At 49.4% G+C, this 19,191-nt stretch carries 16 protein-coding genes and 1 pseudogene; 8 read left to right on the top strand and 9 right to left on the bottom strand.

Annotation, left to right across the window (positions count from 1 at the left end):
* The first annotated feature begins 1 nt into the window (after position 1).
* Genes EOE67_RS11250 through EOE67_RS11240 form a run of 3 tightly spaced genes read left to right on the top strand, consistent with a single transcriptional unit; the run spans position 2 to position 2,650 of the window.
* On the top strand, positions 2-895 hold the full coding sequence (locus EOE67_RS11250) for an ABC transporter permease subunit (RefSeq protein ID WP_127699178.1): 894 nt from the start codon (positions 2-4) through the stop codon (positions 893-895).
* Entirely contained in the window at positions 895-1,890 is a 996-nt protein-coding gene (locus EOE67_RS11245) for a peptide ABC transporter ATP-binding protein (RefSeq protein WP_127699177.1), read from the top strand. The genes EOE67_RS11250 and EOE67_RS11245 overlap by 1 nt, the downstream gene beginning before the upstream one ends.
* Complete coding sequence (locus EOE67_RS11240) at positions 1,883-2,650, top strand: ATP-binding cassette domain-containing protein (RefSeq protein ID WP_127699176.1); 768 nt, start codon at positions 1,883-1,885, stop codon at positions 2,648-2,650. The genes EOE67_RS11245 and EOE67_RS11240 overlap by 8 nt, the downstream gene beginning before the upstream one ends.
* A 117-nt stretch (positions 2,651-2,767) precedes the next feature.
* On the opposite strand, the gene EOE67_RS11235 is transcribed toward EOE67_RS11240, so the two are convergent.
* The 7 genes and pseudogenes from EOE67_RS11235 to EOE67_RS11205 form a co-directional block, all read right to left on the bottom strand.
* Entirely contained in the window at positions 2,768-4,684 is a 1,917-nt protein-coding gene (locus EOE67_RS11235; RefSeq protein ID WP_127699175.1) for a SurA N-terminal domain-containing protein, read from the bottom strand.
* A gap of 205 nt (positions 4,685-4,889) precedes the next feature.
* A complete protein-coding gene (gene hupB / locus EOE67_RS11230; protein WP_031565609.1) occupies positions 4,890-5,162 on the bottom strand; it encodes a nucleoid-associated protein HU-beta in 273 nt (90 codons plus the stop codon).
* Positions 5,163-5,444: 282 nt separating this feature from the next.
* Positions 5,445-7,770 (bottom strand): annotated as a pseudogene (lon, locus tag EOE67_RS11225) (endopeptidase La); the annotation flags it as partial.
* Between the two features lie 261 nt (positions 7,771-8,031).
* Positions 8,032-9,312 (bottom strand): ATP-dependent protease ATP-binding subunit ClpX, encoded by a 1,281-nt coding sequence (clpX, locus tag EOE67_RS11220; protein WP_068066250.1) that lies wholly within the window; start codon positions 9,310-9,312, stop codon positions 8,032-8,034.
* A gap of 247 nt (positions 9,313-9,559) precedes the next feature.
* Complete coding sequence (gene clpP / locus EOE67_RS11215; protein WP_206099572.1) at positions 9,560-10,183, bottom strand: ATP-dependent Clp endopeptidase proteolytic subunit ClpP; 624 nt, start codon at positions 10,181-10,183, stop codon at positions 9,560-9,562.
* Positions 10,184-10,277: 94 nt separating this feature from the next.
* Positions 10,278-11,588, bottom strand: a complete 1,311-nt coding sequence (gene tig / locus EOE67_RS11210; RefSeq protein ID WP_127699173.1) for a trigger factor — start codon at positions 11,586-11,588, stop codon at positions 10,278-10,280.
* Between the two features lie 202 nt (positions 11,589-11,790).
* Entirely contained in the window at positions 11,791-12,294 is a 504-nt protein-coding gene (locus EOE67_RS11205) for a GNAT family N-acetyltransferase (RefSeq protein WP_206099571.1), read from the bottom strand.
* A 217-nt stretch (positions 12,295-12,511) separates the two neighbouring features.
* Here EOE67_RS11205 and pxpA point away from each other — a divergent pair, with 217 nt between their 5' ends.
* Genes pxpA through pcp form a run of 4 tightly spaced genes read left to right on the top strand, consistent with a single transcriptional unit; the run spans position 12,512 to position 15,659 of the window.
* Positions 12,512-13,276, top strand: a complete 765-nt coding sequence (gene pxpA, locus EOE67_RS11200) for a 5-oxoprolinase subunit PxpA (RefSeq protein ID WP_164852299.1) — start codon at positions 12,512-12,514, stop codon at positions 13,274-13,276.
* Positions 13,264-14,013 (top strand): DUF969 domain-containing protein, encoded by a 750-nt coding sequence (locus EOE67_RS11195; protein ID WP_127699171.1) that lies wholly within the window; start codon positions 13,264-13,266, stop codon positions 14,011-14,013. The genes pxpA and EOE67_RS11195 overlap by 13 nt, the downstream gene beginning before the upstream one ends.
* The gene (locus EOE67_RS11190) at positions 14,010-14,960 is read left to right on the top strand and encodes a DUF979 domain-containing protein (RefSeq protein WP_127699170.1); all 951 of its coding nucleotides are present in this window, start codon (positions 14,010-14,012) and stop codon (positions 14,958-14,960) included. Before EOE67_RS11195 ends, EOE67_RS11190 begins: the two co-directional genes overlap by 4 nt.
* Positions 14,961-15,014: 54 nt before the next feature.
* Positions 15,015-15,659: a pyroglutamyl-peptidase I gene (pcp, locus tag EOE67_RS11185; protein WP_127699169.1), complete on the top strand. Its 645-nt coding sequence runs from the start codon at positions 15,015-15,017 to the stop codon at positions 15,657-15,659.
* Here pcp and EOE67_RS11180 read toward each other — a convergent pair.
* Both EOE67_RS11180 and EOE67_RS11175 read right to left on the bottom strand, forming a co-directional pair.
* A complete protein-coding gene (locus EOE67_RS11180) occupies positions 15,607-16,386 on the bottom strand; it encodes a polysaccharide deacetylase family protein (protein ID WP_206099570.1) in 780 nt (259 codons plus the stop codon). The genes pcp and EOE67_RS11180 overlap by 53 nt on opposite strands.
* 356 nt (positions 16,387-16,742) lie before the next feature.
* Positions 16,743-18,038: an NAD(P)/FAD-dependent oxidoreductase gene (locus EOE67_RS11175; protein ID WP_127699168.1), complete on the bottom strand. Its 1,296-nt coding sequence runs from the start codon at positions 18,036-18,038 to the stop codon at positions 16,743-16,745.
* Between the two features lie 144 nt (positions 18,039-18,182).
* On the opposite strand from EOE67_RS11175, the gene EOE67_RS11170 reads away from it, so the two are divergent.
* Positions 18,183-19,094 carry a dihydrodipicolinate synthase family protein gene (locus EOE67_RS11170; protein ID WP_127699167.1) on the top strand — a complete coding sequence of 304 codons (912 nt, stop codon included), beginning with the start codon at positions 18,183-18,185 and terminating at the stop codon, positions 19,092-19,094.
* Positions 19,095-19,191: the final 97 nt, after the last annotated feature.

Raw genomic sequence — 19,191 nt, 5'->3', positions numbered from 1 at the left:
GATGAAAAAACTCCGGCTCTATTACGAAGAATACAATAAAGGCCCGTTTGCCCTGCTATGGAAACATTTCACGCAGCAGCATTTTGCTTTTTTTGGTTTTATCACCTTGTTATTACTGCTGTTATTGGCGTTATTAACACCATTTCTGACACCACACGACCCATATTTACAGAATTCTCAGCTGTTGCTGGTGCCACCGTCCTGGCAGAATTCTGGGTTGGTATCCTATCCATTGGGCACCGACGATTTAGGGCGTGATTTGATGTCACGTTTAATGCTCGGAACCAGCTACACCTTTGGTCTGGCGATTTTGGCTGTGTTAGGTTCATTGATTGTCGGCGTGATTCTGGGCGCACTTTCTGGGATGAGTAAAGGCGTAAAATCCAGCGTATTTAATCACTTACTGGATTTGGCGTTAACTATCCCCTCCTTGTTGCTGGCGATTGTGATCGTGGCAGTGCTGGGTCCAGGGTTGCTGAATACCATCTGGGCCATCATGCTGGCCCTATTGCCGCAGTTTGTGCATGGTGTGCGCAACGCCATTCAGCAACAGCTGAAACAAGATTACGTCACGGCCTATCGCCTCGACGGTGCCAGCCAACGGCAATTGCTGTTGTTTGTGATTTTTCCGAATATCTGGGAGCAACTGGTGCTGATGTTTACCATGGCATTATCGACCGCGGTACTGGATGTTGCAGCGCTTGGTTTTTTGAGCATTGGCGCCCAGTCACCGACGGCGGAATGGGGCAGCATGATTGCCGATTCACTCGATTCAATTTATCTGGCGCCCTGGACTGTCGCCCTGCCTGGCTTGATGATTTTTATCACAGTGCTGGCGGTGAATCTGGTTGGTGACGGCATTCGGGTTGCGATGAAAAAACGGCGGGAAAACTGATGCAGTTATTGGATATTCGCAATCTTACACTGGAGTTAAGCACCCCTGACGGCATGATCCGCGCTGTAGACCGGGTGAATCTGAGCCTGAAAGAAGGCGAAGTACGTGGTCTGGTTGGCGAATCAGGCTCTGGTAAAAGCTTAATCGCCAAAGCCATTATGGGCGTATTACACGAACGCTGGAAAGTGTCGGCCGACCGCTTTAACTGGTGTGGTCAGGATTTACTGCGCCTGCCCTATCATGAGCAACGGCGGATCATCAGCCGCGACATCGCGATGATTTATCAGGAACCGAGTCGCAGCATGGATCCAACGTCGCCGATTGGTGAACAACTTGCCGAAGCAATCCCAGACCATCTATTGGAAGGGTCCTGGTGGCAACGCGGTTATTATCGGAAAAAACGCGCCATTGCGCTGTTACACAAAGTCGGGATCCGTGATCATGCGGCCGTCCTGAACAGCTATCCCTATCAGCTGTCAGAAGGCGTTTGCCAGAAAATCATGATTGCGATGGCCATTGCCAAAAGCCCGAAGTTGCTGATTGCCGACGAACCGACCACAGCGCTGGAAAGTACCACCCAAGCACAACTATTCCGCTTGCTGGCCAGCTTTAATCAGCTAAAAGGCACCTCTATCTTATTGATTAGCCATGAATTGGAGACCGTAGCCCGCAACACTGACACTTTAAGTGTATTGTATTGTGGTCAGCTGGTCGAAGCGGGCGATACCGCAACCTTGTTAAAACACCCCCTACATCCGTACACCCATGCGCTGATTAAAAGCGTACCGGAATTTCAGCCTGATCTTGGTTTTAAACAGCAACTGTATGCTCTGCATGGCAGTATTCCGACCCTGCAACATTTACCCATTGGTTGCCGGCTTGGGCCACGTTGCCCCAACGCCCGCAAAGAATGTGTTAAAACGCCACTGTTCGAGCGTCAGCAAAACCATTACTTCAGCTGCCATTTTCCATTGTCGGGGAAAACCAATGAGTAATCTGATTGAAGTCAGAGGCCTGAGCAAAAGCTATCAAAAAGCCCGTGGCATGTTTAGTCGTCATACTGTGCTGGCGTTGTCCAATGTCAGCTTCAGCCTGGCAGCGGGTCAGACGCTCGCCATCGTTGGCGAAACCGGCTCGGGTAAAAGCACGCTGGCGAAATTACTGGTGGGCATCGAACAGCCAGACAGTGGCGAGATTTTATTGGCCGGGCAACAGCTGAACTGCGCTGATTATCAAAAAACCAATCATCTGATCCGCTATATCTTTCAGGATGCGGCACGCTCGCTCGACCCCAACCAAAAAATTGCCAACATTCTGCACGATGTGTTGCGTTACAGCACGGTATTGAGTTTCGAGCAACGGGAACGAAAAATTGCTGACACACTGAAGCTACTGGGTTTACTCAACGAACACGGTAATTATTATCCGCATATGTTTTCTGGCGGTCAGTTACAACGGGTAGCGTTGGCCCGGGCGTTAATTCTGGATCCGAAAATTCTCATTTTGGATGAAGCGTTAACGGCACTTGACCCATCGTTACGGGCGCAAATCGTCAATTTGCTGCTGGAGCTGCAACAAAAAACCGGCCTGGCCTATTTACTGATCACCAATCAATTGCGACTGGTGCGCCATATTGCCGACCAAACCTTGGTGTTACACAAAGGTATTAGTCTCGACTATGGCGACACCAGCGCTGTTTTCGAGAACCCACAGCATGAATACAGCCGGAAGCTGATGAAAAGTATTGAGTATTAAACTACGACGCCACAGCGGCAGCGAGATCATTCAGTTGCTTTTGCAGCTACTATAAAAACAAAACCCCGCAACTTGGCGGGGTTTTTTATGCAGTTTATTGCTTATCAAAATTCAGAATTAAAGATCCTGACTGGTCATTGCCGGTAAATTCCGAACAATTTCAGCCTGTTGCTTTAATGCTTCTTGCACGGCAGCAAAGTGTTGCTGACCCATTTGCTGCGCGAACTGCGCTAATTCAGCGGCAGCTGGCTCAGCAGTAGAAGGCACTTCGGTCACTTTAGTCACTAACACCAGGGAAACGTCACCAGACGCCAGTACCGCAGTGCCGGCAGAGATTGGTTTGGTTGGTACTGGTTTTGCGAGTTCAAAGGCCTTGGTTCTGATTTCAGCATCCAGCGTTCCACCAAAGCGTGGTGTCGCAGCTGCTGTTTGCAACGTCAGTTTTTCAGCGACAACTAACTCGCGGATATCTTTCCCTTCATTAAATTGCGCTAACAAGGCTTCTACTTTTGCCGTCGCCAGTGCATTACTCTCTTTGGCCACCACGGCAGCCTGCACCTGAGCTTTCACTTCTTCCAGAGTTTTCACTTTTTCTGGTAAATGCTCAACTAACCGGGCAACAACCACATGTTGTGGTGCCAGCTCGATCAAGTCGCTGTTGGTACCTGCACTGATAAATTCCGGGCTGAACACCGTATCAAGGAACTTTGGCAGCGCAAATGGTGCAGCGGCAGATTCGCGAGAAAACAGTGGCAGTTCTTTTACGGTGCCGTTGACTGCAGTCGCAGCTTCTTCCAGGTTGTCAGCGATTTCAAAGCTTACTTCTGCCAGCTTCTGCTGCAGATCTGCAAACTGCTCAGCTGCCTTTTCCTGCTGTACTTCAGCGGTGATAGCTGCACGCACTTCAGCCAGCGGCTTCACAGTGCCGGCTTCAATTTCGGTCAGTTTAATCAGATGATAACCAAAAGAGGTTTTCACCACCGCAGATAAGTCACCCGCTTTTGCCAGCGCATAAACCGCTTTTTCAAATTCCGGTTCCATCACATCTTTAGTGATGAAATCTAAATCACCACCATTTTCTGCAGAAACAGTATCCGCTGAATGTTGTTTGGCCAGTGCTGCAAAATCGGCGCCTTGCTGTAACTGCTTTAACAGTTCTTCAGCTTTGGCCGCCACAGCTTTATCTTCTTCTGCTGACTCCAACAGGATGTGTGATACACGGCGACGCTCTTCAGTAGAATAACGGGCAGATTGCGCTTGATAATAAGCTTCAACATCGGCATCAGTAACTTTAATCGAGTTGGCTAAGTCAGTTCCTTTCAGCTCAACATACTGCAATGACACCTGTTCTGGCGTGGCATAGCTGTTTTGGTTTAACTGATAATGCTCTGCCAGTTTCGCGTCAGTGACTTCAACGGTGCCTGCAAAATCGGCCGCTTTTAACACTGCATATTCGATATCGCGGTTTTGTTGTTGTAGCGACATTAAATTGCGCATTTCACCCGGCAGGGCGAATTCTGAACCGCCAACCCCGACGACAAACTGGTTGCGGACAAACTGCTCACGCAGCAGGTCGCGGAATTGATTCGGGGTCAGATTGTTTTGACGCAACAACGCCAGGTAACGGTCGTTATTAAAAGTACCGTCTAACTGGAATTCCTGCATTTGGGTAATTGTTTTGAGCAGCAATTCATCGCTGATTTGCAGACCCAGTGCTTCGCTTTGTTGTTTAATCAGCTTCTCACCGATTAAACGCTCCAGCACTGAATTGCGGAAGTTGTTCATATATTGAGGATCAGCGGCCAGAGTGGCAAACATCTCGCCAAACTGTTGTTCCATCCGGGCTCGTTCGGTCTGAAGATCTTCTTCAAACTTGGTCCGGCTGATTTCTTCACCATTGACCACGGCAACCGCTTGTTCGCTGTTGTTGCCAAAGTAACTGCTAACGCCTGATACGGCGAATGTCAGGATCACCAGGCCCAGAATGACCTGAGCGACTATCCCTTTTGTACCTTCTCTGATCTTTTCTAACATGCTTGCTTCATCTCTTGTAACGGCAAAATGCTGGCTTAAAAAAAAAGCGCATCTTAACAGATGCGCCTTTCTTATAGAAGCTGTAACGGAACTCTTGCTACCCGCTGCTCAGTAGAACTGTGGCAACGGTGTTGATTGACAGAGGCCAATCAGAATTCTTTTTAAGCTTTGCGACTGCACCAGCGCGCCGGCACAGTTTGCAAGTTTAGTTTACGCTGTCTTTTAACGCTTTACCTGGCTTGAACGAAGGGATCTTCGCAGAAGCGATTTGGATAGTTTCACCAGTTTGTGGGTTACGGCCAGTACGGGCTGCGCGCTCACGTACTGCGAAAGTGCCAAAACCAACCAGTGCAACTGAATCACCTTCTTTTAAAGCTTCAGTAACGGCTTCGATGAACGCGTCAAGAGAACGACCCGCTGCCGCTTTAGAAATGTCTGCACCAGCAGCAATTTTGTCGATAAGTTGAGACTTGTTCACAATATCATCCCCTTCAATTGTTATTATTTTCTACAACCAAATTGTAAGTACATTTTTGTAATGTCGGCATTGTTATATCAAGCATCCGAAACGCTTGCAAGCACAAATACAATGGACTTTGAAATTTCCTTGCGTCTCGCTAGCCCTTGTCGCACAAGGGCTGCAACGAAACTGCCCCTAAATTAGCACAGCCTGCGCAATTGAAAAGCCCCTAAACCACATTTTTTTGGGTTTTTTTCGCTTTTACGCTGCTTTTTTCCACATTTACCACAGACATACCAGTCGGCGGCTCTTGCAGCGCGAATTCAAGCACTTGATCTATCCACTGCACCGGACAAATTTCGATGTCCCCTTTGACGTTATCCGGAATGTCTTTTAAATCACGGACGTTATCATGCGGGATTAACACCCGTTTGATGCCACCACGATGAGCTGCCAGTAATTTTTCTTTCAGGCCACCGATGGGTAATACTTCACCACGTAAGGTGATTTCGCCGGTCATCGCCACGTCAGCGCGCACCGGATTGCCGGTTAAAGCAGACACTAAGGCCGTGACCATCGCAATACCTGCGCTTGGGCCGTCTTTTGGCGTCGCGCCTTCCGGTACGTGAATGTGGATATCACGTTTTTCGTAGAAATCTTCATTGATGCGTAGCGTTTCAGCACGGCTTCGAACCACGGTCATTGCGGCCTGAATCGACTCTTTCATCACGTCACCGAGCGAACCGGTATGCGTCAACTTACCTTTACCAACCACAGCAGCGGCTTCAATCGTCAGTAAATCACCGCCAACTGAAGTCCAGGCCAAGCCAGTCACCTGACCGATGCGATTGCTGTCTTCCGCTTTGCCGTAGTCAAAACGTTGCACGCCCAGGAATTCTTCCAGATTCGTCTGGTTAATCAACACCGTTTTTAATTTGGTATCGAGTAGAATTTTCTTCACGGCTTTACGGCAAAGTTTGGAAATTTCACGCTCTAAACTGCGCACCCCGGCTTCCCGGGTGTAGTAGCGGATAATGCCAACGATGGCGCTGTCTTCGATACTAATTTCGCCTTTTTTCAAACCATTACGTTCAATTTGTTTATTGATCAAATGTTGTTTGGCGATATTAAGTTTTTCATCTTCGGTGTAACCAGCAAGCCGAATCACTTCCATCCGGTCTAACAATGCATCCGGAATATTCAGACTGTTACTGGTGGCGAAAAACATCACGTCCGATAAGTCGTAATCAACTTCCAGATAATGATCGCTAAAAGCTGAATTCTGCTCCGGATCCAGTACTTCTAACAAAGCTGCTGCCGGATCGCCGCGAAAATCCGAGGCCATCTTGTCGATTTCATCAAGTAAAAACAGCGGGTTACGCACGCCAACTTTAGCCATTTTCTGGATGATTTTACCCGGCATCGAACCGATGTAGGTCCGGCGATGACCACGAATTTCCGCTTCATCGCGCACGCCACCTAACGCCATCCGCACATATTTACGGCCGGTCGCTTTGGCAACCGATTGCCCTAACGATGTTTTACCAACACCAGGAGGTCCCACTAAACACAAAATCGGGCCTTTGAGTTTATTGACGCGCTGTTGCACCGCAAGATACTCAAGGATCCGCTCTTTGACTTTATCGAGGCCATAATGGTCGCTATTCAGGATTTCCTCAGCCAGCGCTAGGTTTTTCTTCACCTTGGAGCGTTGTTTCCAGGGCACCTGGGTCAGCCAGTCGATGTAAGAGCGCACCACAGTCGCTTCTGCGGACATTGGTGACATCATTTTCAATTTGCTCAGCTCAGCCGAAGCTTTGGTTTTGGCTTCTTCCGGCATTTGGGCAGCTTCAATTTTGCGATTGATGGCTTCAAATTCGTCCGGCGCGTCGTCCAATTCACCCAGCTCGCGCTGAATGGCTTTCATCTGCTCATTGAGATAATACTCACGCTGGCTTTTTTCCATCTGCTTTTTGACACGACCACGAATACGACGCTCAACCTGCAGGATGTCGATTTCGCTTTCCATCATTGCCATCAGGAATTCAAGGCGCTCGGTGACATCGATGATTTCCAGCACTTTTTGCTTGTCATCAATTTTCAGCGGCATGTGCGCAGCCATGGTATCGGCCAGACGCGCAGCATCATCGATACCAGAAAGTGCTGTCAGAACTTCCGGCGGAATTTTTTTGTTAAGCTTGATGTAACCTTCAAACTGACCGACCGCCGAGCGCAGGAACACTTCCTGCTCGCGACTGTCCATCTCTGGCGAAGTCACCACTTCGACATTGGCCATAAACAGCTCGTCAGTTTCAGTAAAGTTGACCAGCTTGGCGCGACGACCACCTTCTACCAGCACTTTTACGGTGCCGTCAGGCAGCTTCAGCAACTGCAGAATAGTGGCGACAGTACCGACCCGGTACAAATCGGCTTCGGCCGGATCGTCCAGCGTGGCGTCTTTTTGCGCGACTAAGAAAATTTGTTTCTCGTTGTCCATCGCGGCATCAAGGCATTTAATAGATTTCGCCCGCCCGACAAACAATGGGATTACCATGTGGGGATAGACGACAACATCGCGTAATGCCAGAACCGGCATATGCAAACGTTCGACTGTTGCTTCTGTCATTCAATTTCTCTCGAATTAGTTACTGCAGGCGTGATTATCTGAGTATATGGGGTCAGGATCTGTCACTTCAATGCACCTGCTGAAAAAATGCTGGCAAAACATTGGGCTCTGTTAACCACTTAGGCATTTCTATTTGGAATGTCACTTTGCGGCACAGTTTTTCGTGCTGAAACCACTTCCACCAGGGGATACGGCATCTCGGCTGTTTTTGTTCATTAGCAAGACGATCAAAAAAGGAGCCGTAGCTCCTTTTTATTGGGTTTAGTGCGATTCGGCCACCGCTTTTTCCGGATTTTCATAAATCAGGATGGGCTGTGATTCACCGCGAATAACAGTTTCATCAATCACCACTTTGCTGACATCCTGCATCGATGGTAGCTCGTACATGGTATCAAGCAACACGCCTTCTAGGATCGAACGTAAACCACGGGCACCGGTTTTGCGTTCCATCGCTTTTTGGGCGATGGCTTTGAGTGCATCTTCGCGGAACTCCAGCTCGACATCTTCCATCTGGAACAAAGCCGCAAACTGTTTCACCAGCGCATTTTTCGGCTGACTTAAAATTTGCATCAAAGCAGCTAAATCCAGCTCGGTCAAAGTGGCCAGCACCGGTAACCGACCGATAAATTCCGGAATTAAACCGAACTTCACCAAATCTTCCGGTTCAACATCGCGGAAACTTTCCGTCAACGAACGATTTGATTCTTTGCTTTTCACTTCAGCACCAAAACCGATGCTGGAGCCTTTTGCACTGCGCTGCTCGATAATTTTATCCAGGCCAGCAAAAGCGCCACCACAGATAAACAGAATTTTCGAGGTATCCACTTGCAGGAATTCCTGCTGCGGATGTTTCCGGCCACCTTGCGGCGGAACAGACGCAATAGTGCCTTCAATCAGTTTGAGCAGCGCTTGCTGCACACCTTCACCTGACACGTCACGGGTGATCGATGGGTTTTCTGATTTACGGGAAATTTTGTCAATTTCATCGATGTAGACAATACCACGTTGGGCTTTTTCGACATCGTAGTCGCACTTTTGCAGTAGCTTCTGAATGATGTTTTCAACGTCTTCACCAACATAACCAGCTTCGGTTAACGTCGTCGCATCAGCCATAGTGAATGGCACATCCAGTAAACGGGCTAAAGTTTCTGCGAGCAGCGTTTTACCACTACCGGTAGGACCAATCAGCAAAATATTACTTTTACCCAGTTCAACATCTTGTTTGTGCGTGCTGGTGCGTAACCGTTTGTAATGGTTGTACACGGCCACGGCCAATACTTTTTTCGCATGTTCCTGGCCAATGACATAGTCATCCAGGTGGGTGCGGATTTCGCGCGGCGTTGGTAATTTATTACCATCACGCTTTGGCGAAATGTCTTTAATTTCTTCACGGATAATATCGTTGCACAGGTCAACGCATTCATCACAAATATACACCTGTGGACCTGCGATCAACTTACGCACTTCGTGCTGTGATTTGCCACAAAACGAGCAATACAACAGTTTGCTGCTTTTGTCGCCGTCAGTGCGGTGATCAGACATGGAACTACCTCTTTCACGTTGCAAGGGTCGTTTCCTTCCGACCGTCGCCAATTCAAATTTAAGCGCTTATCCCCGTCATCCTTGAAGCTGCAGGGTTGTTGGCTGCCTTCGTTCACTCCAATCGCATAGACAGCTATGCTCATGGAGATTCTCTCAGTTGCCGCCTACCTGCAACTTCAATGCTATAGGGTATAACAGGTTACCCAACGCGCTTTTTAAACACTTACCGAATAACACCGGTCAAAAGTTACTTTGCTTCGCTTTTAACAAAGATGGTGTCGACCAGACCATATTCCAAGGCCTGTTGTGCACTTAAAAAATTATCGCGCTCGGTGCCTTTGACAATCTCTTCGTAAGTTTTGCCGGTGTGCTCAGCCATCAAACGGTTTAATTTCTCTTTGATGGTCAGAATTTCCCGGGCATGGATTTCAAAATCAGTGGCCTGGCCCTGGAAACCACCTAACGGCTGGTGGATCATGACCCGGGCGTTAGGCAGACAATAACGTTTGCCTTTGGTACCACCCGATAACAGGAAAGCGCCCATGCTGGCTGCTTGTCCGACACAAACAGTTGCGATATCACATTTGATATAGCGCATTGTGTCGTAAATGGCGAGGCCGGCGGTGACAGAACCACCTGGCGAGTTGATATAGATGTAGATGTCTTTTTCCGGATTTTCAGATTCCAGGAACAGTAACTGCGCGACGATTAAGTTGGCCATGTGATCTTCGACCTGACCGGTCAGGAAAATCACCCGCTCTTTTAGTAAACGCGAGTAAATATCAAAAGAGCGTTCACCTTTAGCCGTCTGCTCGATCACGATCGGTACTAATGCATTCACTAATTCATTCATATTTTGGTTTAACACCATCAGCTGGATCCCCTGGAAAAATGCGGCAGAAAATAAAATGGCCCGAACACTGCTGCCCGAGCCATTAAAACCGTCTAACTAAGCAAAGTCAATGTTAGTTGGCAGCTTGTGGATTCATAATTTCGTCAAACTTCGCAGCTTGCTCAGTCACTTTCGCCTGAGCCAGTACCAGGTCAATCGCCTGTTCTTCTAAAGCCACGTTGCGCATACCCTGTAACAGCTCTTTGTTGCTGTTGTAGTACTGCACCACTTCTTGTGGATCTTCGTAAGCTGAAGCGATAGTGGCGATTAAAGCCTGCACGCGGCTGTCGTCAACTTGCAGGTTGTTGGTTTTGATCACTTCACCTAACAACAGACCTACTTTCACCCGGTCACGTGCCTGATCAGCGAATAATGCCGCTGGCAGTTCTGGCAGGTTTTTCGCGTCAACGTTGTTACCAAAACGCTGCAGCGCCTGGCGACGTAATACGTCAACTTCGCTTTCGATCAGTGCTTGTGGTACGTCCAGCTCGTGATTAGCCAGTAAGCCTTTGATCACTTGCTCTTTTACCTTACCTTTGATGGCTTGGTTCAGTTCGCGTTCCATATTTTTACGTACTTCTGCGTGCAGTGCTTCAACTGTTGTTTCAGCTAAGCCAAACAGTTTTACGAATTCTTCGTTCACTTCTGGCAGCACTTGCGTCTCAACAGACTGCAGCGTGATAGCGAACTGTGCCGCTTTGCCTTTTAAGTTTTCAGCGTGGTATTCAGCAGGGAAAGTCACGTCGATGGTGAATTGCTCGCCGGCTTTTTTGCCGATGATACCATCTTCAAAACCTGGGATCATCCGGCCTTGACCTAAGTCCAGGCTGAAACCTTCAGCTTTGCCGCCTTCGAATTCTTCGCCGTCGATTGAACCAACAAAGTCCATCTTGACGCGGTCGCCTGCTGCAGACGCTTTATCAGAAGCAGCCCAAGTGGCGTGTTGCTTACGCAGCGTTTCAATCATTTTGGCCATGTCGTCCGCTGAAATTTCAACGGTTGGCTTGTTGACTTCAACTTTGCTTAAACCGTTCAGTGCAACTTCTGGATACACTTCGAAAGTGGCAGAGAATTCCAGATCTTTGCCTTCAGCCAGTTGGCCTGGAGCAAAAGTCGGAGCGCCAGCTGGCGTCAGTTTGTTGGCAATGATTGCCTGGTAAAAATGATTTTGCATCTGACGTGATGCGACGTCTTGCAGCACCGACAGACCAAACATTTTTTTGATCATGCCAACAGGTGCTTTGCCTGGACGGAAACCGTCGATACGACGATTTTTTGCAATTTGGCGGAGTTCTTTATCTACTTCAGTGCTGATTGCAGCGGCTGGAACCGTGATATTAATACGGCGCTCTAAACCCTGGGTGGTTTCAACAGAAACTTGCATCTTGTTACCTCAAAATCAAAAACGGGCGTGGGGTTTACGCCATCATGCTTAAATCTGGCATGTTTCGCTTACTCAGCACTAGCCAACCAGATCCATTGTTTAATAGGACGCGGCATTATAGCGAGGGTTTTCGATGACGTCGAGCATTTGTTTAAATCCAGCAATGGCGCGGCTTAGCGCCCTGTTTTCATGGAATTTTGTATCAGAATTTGCTCACGATATCAGACGAAAGATGCTTCACCAGCAACCAGCGTGGTTCGCCTTTGCCGTAGTAATCTTCCGTATAATTTTGCTCAATGAATCCCGATTTTTTATACAGATGTAATGCTGGCAGATTATCCGGGGCGACGGTCAGCCATAATTGTCTGGTGGCTGGTGGGCAATGTCGGATTAAATACTGCAGCAGTGCTTGGCCCACGCCAAGGCCACGACTTTGTTCCGACACCGCCAGCGACAAAATCCCCAGACTGGCAACACCCTGTTGACCGGGCGCCGCCAGTAAATAACCAAGCAGCGTTGTTCCCTGCCATGCCAATAGCAGAAAATCCGGCCATAAATCATGCGCCTGACGGAAAAAGAAATCGGGATAAACTGCGGTTTCAAACACTTGCTGTTCCAGAGCTGCAACGCCGGTAAGGTCTGCTAATGTTGCGGGCCTTATGTCGATAGTGTTCGCTGTTTTTGCTGCCGATAAGTGATGGTGCATGTTGCTTCTTCGCCCTTGCTGGTAAAGCGCCAGTGTACCGAATCTTGTGGATTGGCCGCAAATTACCGCACTGCCACAGCGGTCAAACCAGCTTTGCAGGCTGCTTTCAAGCTGATATGGTGCAAGCAACTTTTTGCTACAGAGTGGCCAAAAATTGGCCACAGATTGATCAAAGTGAAGCTGCTGCATGCTAAATCTAAATATTGTGCAACCTAAGATGCAAATCGATTTAAATGCCGATATCGGCGAAGGTTTTGACGACGGTGCTATTGTGCCCTGGTTGTCGTCGGCCAATATCAGCTGTGGCGCGCATGCCGGTTCTGAAACTGAAATACGGCAGGCACTGCGGCTGTGTAAAAAACATCACGTTGCGGTCGGAGCCCACCCTTCTTATCCGGATCGACAAAATTTTGGCCGACTGGCGTTAGAAATGCCGTTACCGGAATTGCGCACCAGCCTGCTGCAACAACTCGATTATTTCCTCCAGCTTGCCACCGAAGAAGGTGTGACAGTGCATCATCTGAAAGCCCATGGCGCCTTGTACAACACTGCAGCGCAGCACCCGCAGATCGGCAATTTATTGTTGCAACTTAGTCGCCACTATCAGTTGCCATTGATGACACTGGCGCAAAGCCCGTTGCATTTAACTGCCGTGCAGCAACAACTGCCGGTGATTGCCGAAGCTTTCGCCGACCGCGGTTATCAAGCCAATGGCCAGCTAGTTTCGCGTGCGAAGCCCGGTGCCTTGCTAAATACCGATGCCGCCATTTCGCAAAGCTTGTTATTGGTGCAACAACACCGGTTACAGGCGATTAATGGCGACTTACTTACCTTACAAGCCGACAGTTTATGTTTGCATGGCGACAGTCCTGAAGCTGTGACTTTAGCGCGAGAGCTGCATCAAGCACTGGTACAACAGAACATTGTCATCAAAGCAAAAACCATCCATTCATTTTCCTCAGAGGCTCCATGGACGTTGTAAATTTATGGCCATTGCTTGGCATCGGCGTGGTGATGTTGGGCTTTTTACTCAAGTTCAACCCGGTGTTAGTAGTATTGGTCGCCGGCATTATCACCGGGCTTGCTGCCTTAATGCCCATTCGCGAAATTTTGGCGCAGCTGGGTGAAGGTTTCTTAAAAACCCGCACCTTGCCGGTGATTTTGTTATTGCCGTTGGCGGTGATTGGCCTCGCCGAACGCCACGGTTTAAAACAACAAGCGCAGAATTTTATTAAAAACCTTAAAGGTGCAACCGTTGGCCGCTTGCTGACGGTTTATTTGGCAGCGCGGGAAAGTACCGCAGCTTTGGGACTAACCAGTTTGGGCGGTCATCCGCAAATGGTCCGGCCGCTGCTGGCGCCAATGGCGGAAGCTTTAGCTGAGCAGCGCTGGCCGGGCATTCCAGAGCGCATTCGGGAGAAAGTCAAAGCGATGGCGGCCGCTACCGACAATATCGGCTTGTTTTTTGGCGAAGATATTTTTGTCGCTTTTGGCGCCATTGTGCTGATGCACACCTTTTTGCGTGAATCGGGTATTGAAACCGATCCGCTGCATATCGCGTTGTGGGGCATTCCAACGGCATTATGTGCTTTTGCCATTCATGCCTACCGAATGCGGCAAATGGATCAGATGTTAGGCAGGTTGCAGGCACAAGCTACGGTAATGTCAGAGCAATCGCCAACCCCAGTTGCCAGCACAACGTCGGGAGATCAAGCATGATTTCCTTATCTTTTTTATACATCTTAGTCGGACTGATTTTACTCTGGACGGCGGTTTTAACACTGCTGAATAAAGAACAACCGAGACGTTTTGCCTCAGCTTCATTCTGGGGCTGTTATGCCTTAGTATTTCTAATCGGCGATTACCTGCCGCATGAAGTGGTGGGACTGATGGTGGTATTACTGGCGCTTCTTGCCGGTTTTGGTGCGCTCAGTAGCGCCGTGCCCAAAATGTTGGCGCCGGAGCAACTACAACTATCGCTGACGCGCATTGGTAAAAAAATCTTTCTGCCCGCTTTGCTGATCCCTTTCATCACTGTCTTTAGCGTACTGGTGTTGGGGCTGATTGGTAACGACAGTTGGCGCTTACTGGATCCAAAAAATCTGACTTTGGTCAGCCTGGGGCTTGCCTGTGTGGTGGCTTTTATCGCCGCTTGCTGGCTGACCCGCGAAAGCCCGTTGCAAGGCGGTATCGAAGCTAAACGTTTACTTGAAGCCATGGGCTGGGCAGTCTTGTTGCCACAACTATTGGCAACGCTTGGCCTGTTATTTAACAACGCTGGTGTCGGCCAGGCAGTGGCCGTGCTGACCGAAACTTATCTGGCGGTGGATCACAAACTCATCGCTGTCGCCACTTACGCGATTGCGATGGCATTATTTACGATGATTATGGGCAATGCCTTTGCTGCTTTTCCGGTGATCACCGCCGGTATTGGTATTCCGGTGTTGATCATGCAGCATGGCGCCAACCCGGCGGTGATGGCAGCAATCGGCATGTTTTGCGGTTATTGCGGTACCTTGATGACGCCAATGGCGGCGAATTTTAATATGGTGCCGGCGGCATTATTGGAACTGAAAGATCAACATGCGGTGATTAAAGCGCAAACGCCAACCGCAGTGATGCTGTTGATGTGTAATATTTTCCTGCTGTATTTTTTGGCGTTTTAGTCGTTGCACTGTTAACTGTGCGCTGCCGCGGACAACATCAATAGAGGTATTTTAATGCGAACAATCCTTGTCACCGGTTTTGAGCCTTTTGGCGGTGAAGCCACGAATCCATCCTGGGACGCAGTACAGCAACTGGATGGCTGGCAGCCGGACGACGAAACCCTGGTGCATGCGCGTCAGCTACCTTGTGTGTTTGAGCAAAGCTTAGCGGTGTTAACTGCTGAATTAACCGCGCTGGATCCGGTGCTGGTTCTGGCTATTGGTCAGGCGGGTGGCAGAACTTGTTTTAGTCTGGAAAAAGTGGCGATTAATTACAACGACGCGCGGATTGCGGATAATCAGGGCCAACAACCACTGGCAACCGCCACTGCCGATGACGGCCCCGCAGCCTATTTCAGCAGTTTGCCGCTGAAACACCTGGTGCAGCAATTACGACAGCACGGCATTCCGGCTGAAGTTTCTTTTAGCGCTGGTACTTTTGTTTGTAATCATGTGTTTTACGGGCTGATGCATGCCCTGAAAGCAAAACCACAGGTACGGGCTGGTTTTATTCATATTCCCTACAGCCCGGCACAGGCGGCTCGCTTGCAAAGTGCCAGTATGAGCACCGAGCTTGTAGTGGCGGCTCTTAAAATCTGCATTGAAATCAGTCTGCTGCAACAGCCGGATATTCTGCTGGCGACCGGTCAGTTGGATTAATCATTCGCGCGACGTCATTGGTGGGATGTCGACTGAGCAGCTCAGTAACGGTCACAAACCGAAAGCCTTTGGCTTTGAGGCCACGAATAATATGTGGCACCGCCTGCAGGGTGGCAGCGCGGCTGTCGTACATCACATGCAATAAAATGATCGAGCCTGCTTTTGCCTGCGCGATGGTGTAGTCAGCCAGCAATTTGGGATCCTGGGTCAGCTGCGGGAAATTCTCCGGCGCCACGTCCCAGGTTACGGCGACACGCTGATGCTTCGCCAGATACCGCGGTAGTAGAAACAGTTTTTTACCATAAGGCGGCCGAAAATAATAAGGTTCAGGCGCACCACCGGCTTTGAGCAACGCATCGGTTGTTTCAATTTCGCGGGCGATAAACCCTGGCGTTTTAAACAACATCCGTTGATGGCTGTAACTGTGATTACCGACCTGATGGCCGGCGGCGAGAATTTGGGTCAGTAGATGTGGGTGTGCTTCAAGTTCGGAGCCGGTCAGAAAAAACGTGGCTGGAATATTTTCCGCGGCCAGAATTTGTAAAATTTGTTCGGTTTTGCCCGGTGTCGGGCCGTCATCAAAAGTGAGCGCGATTAACGGCTCGGTGGTCTCCACCCGATGCACCAGAGTTCCGAACATTTGAAAATCAGTCAGACTGGAAATGCGCCACAGCGCGGCTGAGCTGAATAACATCAATACCAGTAGCAACATCGCTTTGATTTGCATAGTGTTCCGACTTTGTCCTTGGTCGTCATCGGGTTGCTGGCGAAGGCTTCAAGCAAGCAGCAACAGCCGATGGTATAGGATGGGTCAACGCTCTGCAGCTAGAGGCATGACAACGCTGACAAAAGTCTGAACGTTAAGCAAAATCAATGCCTTAATTTGCCTAAAGCACAGATCCAAGCCACGAAGCTGATCTAGCGCGGCGTGGAGATAAACGGTACACTACAACTCTGCTGATGGCGCTAAATCACTGTAAACTATTCTGACACTTTCAAAACTTTTGCTGCCGCCGCCCGATCAGAAAACCAATACAGCGCAGCAGCGGTGCTCACCGCAATTCAGCCAGCAATTCAAGCCATTTATTCAAACCGACTCACCCGATAAGGCTGCGCCTTCTCGACTGCAGTAGCATCCCCTTGCATCATTTGGATTAACAACTCAGTACTGACCGCCGCCAGTGTTAACCCCAAATGCTGATGGCCAAAATGTAGCCACAGCCCAGGCAAATGACTTTGACTGATCACCGGCAATGAATCTGCCAGCGTTGGCCGAAGCCCCGACCAACAAGCTTCAGGACCGACCTGACTGATAGAACCGGCCAGTTCCGGCCACAAAGCTTCGCCATGATGACGCAGCAATTTTGCTCGTTGCCAGTTGTCGCTTGCATTTAATCCGGCAAATTCCACCGTCCCCGCGAGGCGCAAGCCATGCTGCATCGGCGTCATAATCATTTTTCGATCAAAAGAAGCAACCGGAATGGCGGGCATAGACGGTGGGCTGGTCATCAGATGATAACCACGCTCTGCTTCCAGTGGCAGCCGGTAACCCAATGGCTTTAACAGCTCTTTGCTATAAGCACCGGTGCACAGCACCACGGTGTTGGCGGTGATTTTTTTTGTTGTTAAGCGCAATTGCAGCGCTGACGCCTCCGAAGATTCAATTGCCAGCACTTTTTGTTGTTCAAACCGCCCACCCATCGCTAAAAACCACTGCAATAGCCGCTGATTTATCAGTGATGGCGACAGCGTATGGCCGACTTCGGTAAACAAAATGGCATATTGGATAGCGCCAGAAAGCCCGGGATATTGTTGTTGCAGCTGCTTTTGCGTCAGAATTTCTAAAGCCACCCCCTTCGCGCGATAACTTTGTGCGACCTGCTCCACTTGTGCCACCTGATCCTGTTGCGACAAGGTGCTTTGTTCAAACACCAATAAACTGCCTTGATAACGCAGTAAATCGCCGCAATTAGCGTCTTTAGCCAGCCGTTGCCAGGCCGGAATTGCATCCTGTAATAACACCTTTAACGCTGCAGTATTCCTCTCCCGCGGTGCTTTAAACATTTGCCGCAGAAACCGGTAAAAAAACGGTAACGCGCGCCAAAAATAACGCGGGCGAATAGCTAAAGGGCCAAGTGGATCAAGCAAAAAGCCCGGTAATTTTGGTAATAATGCCGCGTCCGCCAGCGGAAATACTTGCTCGGTGGCTAAATGACCGGCATTGCCAAAGGAGCAACCTGCGCCCACGCCATTGGCGTCGAGCAACAACACCTGCTGACCTTGTTGTTGTAATCGGCACGCCGTCACCAACCCTATCACCCCAGCACCAATCACTACAGTTGCTGCTTTGTTGGCACTCGTGGTGCGGTCTGGGTCCATCTGCGTACTGCTCTGTCCAGTCACGTTTTTACGATTATTCTGCATATTTCACCAAATTGGATATTGTATACAATCTTCAATTGACTTAGCATGCCACCAAGTAGCTTTGATCACAACGCATAATCGCAATCTAAGGAGTAATTAATGAAGGTCAATTGGCAAGGTGTATATCCGGCGGTCAGTACGCAGTTTCATTCAGATCAATCACTGGATTTAGACGCCAGTCAGCAGATGTTAGATCGGCTGATCAATGAAGGTGTGCACGGCATTATTGTCTGCGGCACCGTTGGCGAAAACTGCTCGTTATCCGCCGCTGAGAAACGCCAGGTGCTGAGCGCTGCGAAAGAAGTGGTCAAAGGCCGGGTGCCGTTAATTTCCGGTGTCGCCGAAACCACCACAGCCCTTGCTGCCAGTTATGCCAAAGATGCTGAACACATCGGCATCGACGGCCTGATGGTGTTACCTGGTATGGTATATAAATCGCAGCCGCATGAAGCCATTCATCACCTGCTGCAAGTGGCGAAAAACACCGCATTACCGGTGATGGTCTATAACAACCCGGTGTCCTATAGCGTCGATATTTCGCTCGATAGCATGGCGATTTTGGCAGAGCAGCCGAATATCGTCGCGGTGAAAGAATCTACCGAAGACACCCGTCGTATCAGCGAACTCTACAACCGTTTTGGTGACCGCTTTACCGTATTTAGCGGCGTTGATGACATTGCGCTGGAAAGCCTGATGCTCGGCGCCACCGGCTGGATTTCCGGTTTAACCAACGTGTTCCCACAAGAATCAGTGGCGATTTATAACCTGGCGAAACAAGGCCGGTACGCGGAAGCATTGGCAATCTGGCGTTGGTTTTTACCGCTGCTGCGCCTCGATACCATTCCGACGTTGGTGCAGTGTATCAAGCTGGCTGAGCAACTGGCCGGTCGTGGTTCAGAGACAGTGCGCGCACCACGTCTACCTTTAAGTGGGCTGGAGCGGCAACGGGTAGAAACTCTGTTTGCTGAAGCCATGGCGACGCGGCCGGATCTTCGCAAATTCAGTCAGTAAGTTTTCACATAAAAACAATAATAGACGCCCGCATAGTGATCGCGGGCGTCCTTGCCAAATCGACAATTTGGCTGCTAACCAAGGTTAAACATGAGGA

It is taken from the genome of Rheinheimera riviphila (genome assembly GCF_004005945.1).
In the GTDB taxonomy this organism is placed as follows: domain Bacteria; phylum Pseudomonadota; class Gammaproteobacteria; order Enterobacterales; family Alteromonadaceae; genus Pararheinheimera; species Pararheinheimera riviphila.
Note: the sequence above shows the minus strand (reverse complement) of the source record. Positions and strands in the feature narration are given on the sequence as shown.

Coding starts and splice junctions, on each gene's coding strand:
- tig (WP_127699173.1), bottom strand. CDS start 11,588: ATGCAAGTTTCTGTTGAAACCACCCAGGGTTTAGAGCGCCGTATTAAT.
- EOE67_RS11170 (WP_127699167.1), top strand. CDS start 18,183: ATGAAGGTCAATTGGCAAGGTGTATATCCGGCGGTCAGTACGCAGTTT.
- EOE67_RS11250 (WP_127699178.1), top strand. CDS start 2: ATGAAAAAACTCCGGCTCTATTACGAAGAATACAATAAAGGCCCGTTT.
- EOE67_RS11190 (WP_127699170.1), top strand. CDS start 14,010: ATGATTTCCTTATCTTTTTTATACATCTTAGTCGGACTGATTTTACTC.
- clpP (WP_206099572.1), bottom strand. CDS start 10,183: ATGGTGTTAAACCAAAATATGAATGAATTAGTGAATGCATTAGTACCG.
- EOE67_RS11205 (WP_206099571.1), bottom strand. CDS start 12,294: ATGCACCATCACTTATCGGCAGCAAAAACAGCGAACACTATCGACATA.
- pcp (WP_127699169.1), top strand. CDS start 15,015: ATGCGAACAATCCTTGTCACCGGTTTTGAGCCTTTTGGCGGTGAAGCC.
- EOE67_RS11235 (WP_127699175.1), bottom strand. CDS start 4,684: ATGTTAGAAAAGATCAGAGAAGGTACAAAAGGGATAGTCGCTCAGGTC.
- EOE67_RS11240 (WP_127699176.1), top strand. CDS start 1,883: ATGAGTAATCTGATTGAAGTCAGAGGCCTGAGCAAAAGCTATCAAAAA.
- EOE67_RS11175 (WP_127699168.1), bottom strand. CDS start 18,038: ATGGACCCAGACCGCACCACGAGTGCCAACAAAGCAGCAACTGTAGTG.
- EOE67_RS11180 (WP_206099570.1), bottom strand. CDS start 16,386: ATGCAAATCAAAGCGATGTTGCTACTGGTATTGATGTTATTCAGCTCA.
- EOE67_RS11245 (WP_127699177.1), top strand. CDS start 895: ATGCAGTTATTGGATATTCGCAATCTTACACTGGAGTTAAGCACCCCT.
- clpX (WP_068066250.1), bottom strand. CDS start 9,312: ATGTCTGATCACCGCACTGACGGCGACAAAAGCAGCAAACTGTTGTAT.
- pxpA (WP_164852299.1), top strand. CDS start 12,512: ATGCAAATCGATTTAAATGCCGATATCGGCGAAGGTTTTGACGACGGT.
- EOE67_RS11195 (WP_127699171.1), top strand. CDS start 13,264: ATGGACGTTGTAAATTTATGGCCATTGCTTGGCATCGGCGTGGTGATG.